This window comes from Spirochaetota bacterium, assembly GCA_004297825.1.
GTDB lineage: Bacteria > Spirochaetota > UBA4802 > UBA4802 > UBA5368 > FW300-bin19.
In genome coordinates this window covers 61,646-67,645 of record SCSX01000012.1, presented here as the reverse complement: position 1 = coordinate 67,645, position 6,000 = coordinate 61,646, and the positions used below count along the sequence as shown (strand labels likewise).

At 63.5% G+C, this 6,000-nt stretch carries 4 protein-coding genes; 1 reads left to right on the top strand and 3 read right to left on the bottom strand.

All coding sequences use genetic code 11. The annotated features are described in order from the left end of the window. Positions 1 to 96: 96 nt before the first annotated feature. Together EPN93_02050 and EPN93_02045 are read right to left on the bottom strand one after the other, a co-directional pair. Positions 97 to 1,023: an oxidoreductase gene (locus tag EPN93_02050; protein TAL39344.1), complete on the bottom strand. Its 927-nt coding sequence runs from the start codon at positions 1,021 to 1,023 to the stop codon at positions 97 to 99. 18 nt (positions 1,024 to 1,041) lie between these two features. Next, positions 1,042 to 1,926 (bottom strand): lamin tail domain-containing protein, encoded by an 885-nt coding sequence (locus EPN93_02045; GenBank protein TAL39343.1) that lies wholly within the window; start codon positions 1,924 to 1,926, stop codon positions 1,042 to 1,044. Between the two features lie 62 nt (positions 1,927 to 1,988). On the opposite strand from EPN93_02045, the gene EPN93_02040 reads away from it, so the two are divergent. Beyond that, on the top strand, positions 1,989 to 4,028 hold the full coding sequence (locus tag EPN93_02040) for a M23 family metallopeptidase (GenBank protein TAL39342.1): 2,040 nt from the start codon (positions 1,989 to 1,991) through the stop codon (positions 4,026 to 4,028). A gap of 30 nt (positions 4,029 to 4,058) precedes the next feature. On the opposite strand, the gene typA is transcribed toward EPN93_02040, so the two are convergent. Continuing rightward, positions 4,059 to 5,879 carry a translational GTPase TypA gene (typA, locus tag EPN93_02035; protein TAL39341.1) on the bottom strand — a complete coding sequence of 607 codons (1,821 nt, stop codon included), beginning with the start codon at positions 5,877 to 5,879 and terminating at the stop codon, positions 4,059 to 4,061. Between the last annotated feature and the right edge of the window lie 121 nt (positions 5,880 to 6,000).

The following is a 6,000-nucleotide window of genomic DNA, read 5'->3' as shown; positions in this document are numbered from 1 at the left end:
ACAATATGATACTTTATATCGTATATCGAGTGACTTGACCTACGATAGTTTTCCATCCCGCAAGCATACTAAAGTCTTCGACTGAAGTCGAGGGTTTTACTCCCCGTATGGGACAATAAGTAAATCACGTTCATAATCATATCGAGGCGGGATCAGGCCATATCCCTCCCCTCCCTCCCTCCCCTCCCAAACCTCCTGTATCTCCCTCGACTCGATCACCCCGCCGGGATGGTCCGAAACCGATACCGATACCGCCGCGTGGAGCATGGCCCAGGCGACCGCCTGCGCCTCCACGGCGCGCCAGGCGCGCAGGGGCCCCGCCATGAGCGGCGTGAGGGCGCGCGCGAGGGCGCTCCCTATCTTTTCCGCGGTACGGACCTCCCCGCGCTCGCCCAGCAGGAGCGAGGGGCGGAATACGTGGATGGACTTGAAGGGCAGGAGGCGGGACGCCTCTTCCACTTCGCCCTTGACGCGGTTGTAGAAAATGCGCGATTTCGCGTTCGCACCAAGCGCGGTGACGATGAACAGGCGCGCGGCCCCCTTGAGCGCGGCCTCGCGCGCGACGGTGATCGCGTATATGAAATCGACCTTGTAGAATTCCTCCTGCGAGCCCGCCTTCTTGATGGTGGTTCCCAGGGTGCAGAACACGTCGTCGACCTTCGCGAATTTGCGGTAGGTTTCCGGCCTGTCGAAATCCACGACATGTTCGCGGTAGCGCGGGTGCGTTATCCCCAGGGGACGGCGCACCAGGGCGTGCACCTCCGCATAGTAGCGGCTTTCCAGCAGGAAGCCCAGGAGGTGCCCTCCAGTGAGCCCGCTCGCGCCCGCGATGAGGGCGATCTTCCTCTTTAAAGGGGCGCTCTTCACCGCTGCGGATTTTTTCGCGGCGCCCTTGCCTTTCGCATTCACCTTCACCTTCGCCGGCTTTTTCGACGTCGCCGCTTTGCGCGCTTTTTCCTTCATGCGTTCCTCCCTTCCCGCGGTCGCGGGTGCGTTCCGGATACATGGAAGGTACCGATACATTTTCACCCCGTCAACAATTTAGCTCCCGGGCGAGGGCGATTCGCACGCCCAGTCCGCGTGGGTGTCCGTGTCCGCCCCGGGGAGGCGTGCGGCCGAGAAGCCCTCCCCGCAGGAGGGCAACGACAAAGAGCCCCACTCCGGGGAAGCGGGATGCGCGTCGGCGCCACCCTTGACGTACACGGCGTCCATGATCGTGCCCGCCATGTCGAGCAGGAACACCGTTTCACCCGTGTTGCTCAGGTAGAAGCCCATGCCTTCGAACGACGGCGGGCTTCCTAAATACGCGGTGAAATCGGCGGCGGTTCGGGCGATGGTGAGCTTCTCCCCGGCGGCGATGACGCATCCCTCCGGGAACACGAAGGCGTCCTCCGGCGGGCCCGCGTCCACGATCCGGAAACCGGCGATGTCGCAGGAGCGCGCTCCCCGGTTCACGATCTCGACGAATTCCATCGCGGTCTCGGGTACGGGCGGGTCGTAATAGATTTCCGAAAGCAGCAGCCCCGAGTAATCGGGGACGGGCGCGACCGTGAAGGGGCGTGCGGCGGAGAGGCCCTCGTAGCGGGCGACGAGCGTATCGGTTCCCGGGGATTTCGCGGTCAGGAGGGCCGATACGCTCACCTCCGCGACGGAGCCGTCCCCGCATTCCCACGACGCGAGGACGGGCACTATTTCATCCGTACGTCCATCGGCGCGCAGCGCGAAGAGCCTTGCCTGTGCGGAACCACCCTCGACAATATTCGATTGGGGCAGATAAATTTCGATGCCGGTGTACGCCTGCTCCCCTGCGCGCGGGGCTCCGTCGTACGTTTCCGGGTAGCCGCACGCGCCCGCCGCGCACGCGAGCACCATGACCGCGATTATGCACACCCCCGGGAACGTCCCGGTTCTCACTGCCTTGCACATTTGTTTGCCTCCGGAAATTATTTCTGGGCAACGCGCCCTTCCCGCAATTCCGATTCGCGGGCATGTCCCGTGTACGGACCGACGCACCGGCGCCCGGAATTCGTCCGGGCGCCGTCCGCCCGTACGCGTATCGGAACCCCCGACGTCGCCTGAATCCGTTTTCGACCGGTACCCGCGAAACTGGACGCGCCCCGATCTCGATACGGATCGCGAGCCCCGTTCACGAACATTTTTTTCACTTGAAATGCCCGGCGGCCGCCGTAGAATCCGCGAAGTATTTTAAAGTATCTCACCGGGAGGCAGGGGTGCGCATGACCGTATCTCCGCGCAGCAGGGCCGTGGGGCTCGCCGCATTGATGTTTTTCTGCCTGGGCGGATTCCTGTCCCCGCGCGTGCTCCCCGGCGACGCGCCACGCGAGGCAGCGCAGGACGACGCCACCTTCGCGTGGATGCTGGGACTCCCGCGGGCCCTTTCGGGAACCCTGGGCGAGGTGCGCGGCTACTCCTTCCACAGCGGGATCGACATCAAGACGCGCATGCGCACCGGCTACCCGGTCTACGCCGCGCAGAAGGGACGCGTTACGCGCATCACCTCCTCGGACGCGGGATACGGGAACGGGATTTTCCTCACGCATCCGGACGGCAGGACGTCCGTATACGGGCACCTGGATTCCTTCGAGGACGAGACGTACCGGCTGGACTCGGTGGTGAGGATCGCGAAGCTGCTCTTCAACAGCGACTCGGTGGATCTCGCCTTCGAGCGTTCGGCCCCGGAATACCCGCGCGGGGGACTCATCGCGCGCTCGGGCGAGTCGGGGTCGGGCCCCCCGCACCTGCACTACGAGGTGCGCGCGGGCGACTCGTTCGAAAACCCGCTCGCGCTCGTTCCCGTACGGGACGACGAGCCGCCGGTGATCGAAAGCGTGTTCCTGTGCGCCGAGGAATCCGGCACGACCGTGTCCGAACGCAAGGTCCCGGTGCGCCTCGAGGACGGCGCCTATACCGCGGGCAGCGGGACACTTGAGCTCGACACGCCGGGGAAGGCCTACCTGAAGCTGGGATGCTTCGACCGCGCGGGGGCGCACAACAGCTGTACAGTGTATCGCATAACGGTACACGACGACACGCGGACCGTATTCGACCTGCGCTTCGACCGCATCCGCGCCGCCGATTTCCAGTACGGGCGCCACATATTCGACGTTTCGAAATCCACGATAGACGGGACGGTGAGCTATACGCACTTTCTCTGCCGGCGGTCCGGCAACGGGTTCTCGGGCCTCGCGGCCGTGAACGACGGGTACCTCCCGGTGGACGGCCGGGCGCACTCCTACACCGTCACCGCATACGACTTCAAGGGGAATTCCTCCGCGGTAACGCTCGCCGTTGCGGCGCGCCCCGGTGTGCGCGATCCGGCATGGAAGGACGCGGGCGCGGGTGGCTGGTTCACCGCCGGGAGCGGGACGCAGTCTTTCACACTCTACGCGCACCCGGGGAGTACCGCCGGCACCGCTTTCCTAAAGGTCGAAGAGGTCCCGCGTGAGCGGCTCGCGGAGATGATCCCGGAATCGGCGCCGGCCGCGGGCGACGTGCTCGCGGTGTACGCCGTGCGTCCTTTCGACGCCCTCTTCAACGGACAGGTCACGCTCGCCGTGAAGTCTGACATACGCCCTGGCCCGGATGACGCAAAAAAGATTTCGCTCTACCAGTTTTTCGAAGGCAAAAGTCCCCGGCTTCTTCCGACTGCATACAGCGCCGCGACGGGAAGCTTCACCTCGTCGACCTATCGATGCGGCTACTTCGCGCTCATGCGGGACGGCGACGCGCCGGTCTTCACCATGCCTCCGACATTCGAGTTCACCGAGGATACCCGGATCGCGCGCCTCATCCGCCTCTATGTATTCGACCCGCTCTCTGACATTGACCCGGAGTCCGTGGAATGCCTGGTGGACGGCGAGGCGGTGCCGGGCGGATACGACCGCGATCGCTCGTGGATTGAAATGAAAGCGCCCCTTTCGATAGCCGGAGGCGGGCTTCACCACCTGTGGGCGCGGATAGCGGACCGCGCGGGAAATGCGCGGACTTTCCGCACGCTCATGCGGTAGCGGGGTGAACTAAGATTTGTGAGGCGCGTGCTACGTAGAGGCGAGCTCCCGGGCGCGGATGCCCGCTTTTTTCCTGTTGTTTTCGTCAAGGACGGTCTTGCGGATTCGAATCGATTTGGGGGTCACCTCGACGAGCTCGTCCTCGTTGATAAACTCAAGCGCCTCTTCGAGCGAGAATTGCACGCGCGGGGTAAGCCTTACCGCGTCATCGCTGCCGGAGGCGCGCATGTTGGTGAGCTTTTTCGCCTTCTGGACGTTCACGACAATGTCCCCTTCCTTGTTCGCCTCGCCCACGACCTGGCCCTCGTACACGCGCTCGCCCGGGGAAACGAAAAACCGCCCCCTGGCCTGGAGCCCGTCCAGGGCGTACGCAACCACCTCGCCGGTCTGCATGGAGATGAGCACGCCGTTCTGGCGGTGCGGGATGGACCCCTTGAAGAACTCGTACTGGTAAAACCTGTGGTGCATAACGGACTCGCCCGAGGTCGAGTTCAGGAGCCGCGTACGCAGGCCTATGAGGCCCCGCGAGGGCACGTGAAACTCGAGGCGCTGCCGCGAACCCATGTTCTCGATGTGCTTCAGCTCGCCGCGCTTGCGGCTCACATGCTCGATCACCTTGCCGGCGTGCTCCACGGGGACGTCCACTATCAGCAGCTCGATGGGCTCTGCCTTGTGGCCGTTGATTTCCTTGTAGATGACGCGGGGCTGTCCCACCTGGAACTCGTATCCCTCCCGCCGCATGTTCTCGATGAGAATGGAGAGGTGGAGGATGCCGCGCCCGAACACCTTGAGCGTATCGGTAGTGAGCGATTCCTCGACGCGAAGGGCGACATCGCTTTCCATCTCGCGGTAAAGCCGCTCGCGGACATGGCGCCCCGTCACGTACTTGCCCTCTTCGCCATAGAAGGGAGAAGTATTAATGGTAAAGATCATGCTCATGGTGGGCTCGTCCACCTGTATGATGGGAAGCGGCTCCGGGTGCTCCGGATCCGCTATCGTATCGCCGATCTCGATGTCTTCGACGCCCACCACCGCGCAGATATCGCCGCACTGCACGCGGTCGGTCTTCGTGCGCGCGACACCGTCGAAGGTGTAGAGCTCCTTGATTTCCGAAATCTTCTCGGATCCGTCGCGCTTGAGGAGCATGGCGCGCCGGTCGCGCCGGAGCTCGCCCCGGAACACGCGGCCTATGGCGATTCGCCCCACGTACTCGGAATAATCGATCGTGGTGACCTGCATCTGGACCGGGCCTTCCCGGTACTCGGGCGCGGGAATGTGCTTAATGATCGCGTCCAGGAGCGGCAGGAGGTCGGTGCCCGCGGTGTCCTGGTCGGTGCTCGCCCAGCCCTCCCGGCCGGAGGCATAGATCACGGGGAAATCGAGCTGCGCGTCGTGCGCGTCCAGGTCGATGAAGAGGTCGTAGACCTCGTTCAGGACCTCACGGGGCCGTCGGTTGGGGCGGTCCATCTTGTTCACGACGACGATGGGGATGAGCTTGAGCGCGAGCGCCTTCTGTAACACAAAGCGCGTCTGCGGCATGGCGCCCTCGAAGGCGTCCACCAGCAGGAGCACCCCGTCGGCCATCCTGAGCACCCGCTCCACCTCGCCGCCGAAATCGGCGTGCCCGGGTGTGTCGATGATGTTCACCTTCACCCCGGCGTGGCTGATCGAGATATTCTTCGAGAATATGGTGATGCCCCGCTCCCGCTCCAGGTCGTTCGAGTCCAGGAAACAGTCCCGCACCTCCTGGTTATCCCTGAAAACCCGGCACTGGATGAGAAGCTTGTCGACGAGCGTGGTTTTTCCGTGGTCGACGTGGGCGATTATCGCTACATTGCGCAGTTCCATGATATACTCCTACAGGGTGGAGAGCAAAGCGCCGGGGGTCTTTACGGTCAAGCGAATTTTTTATGCTTCCTTCTTGATCCGAGGCCCGGGCATGGCGCCAATAGCGACCACATAAGGAAAATAT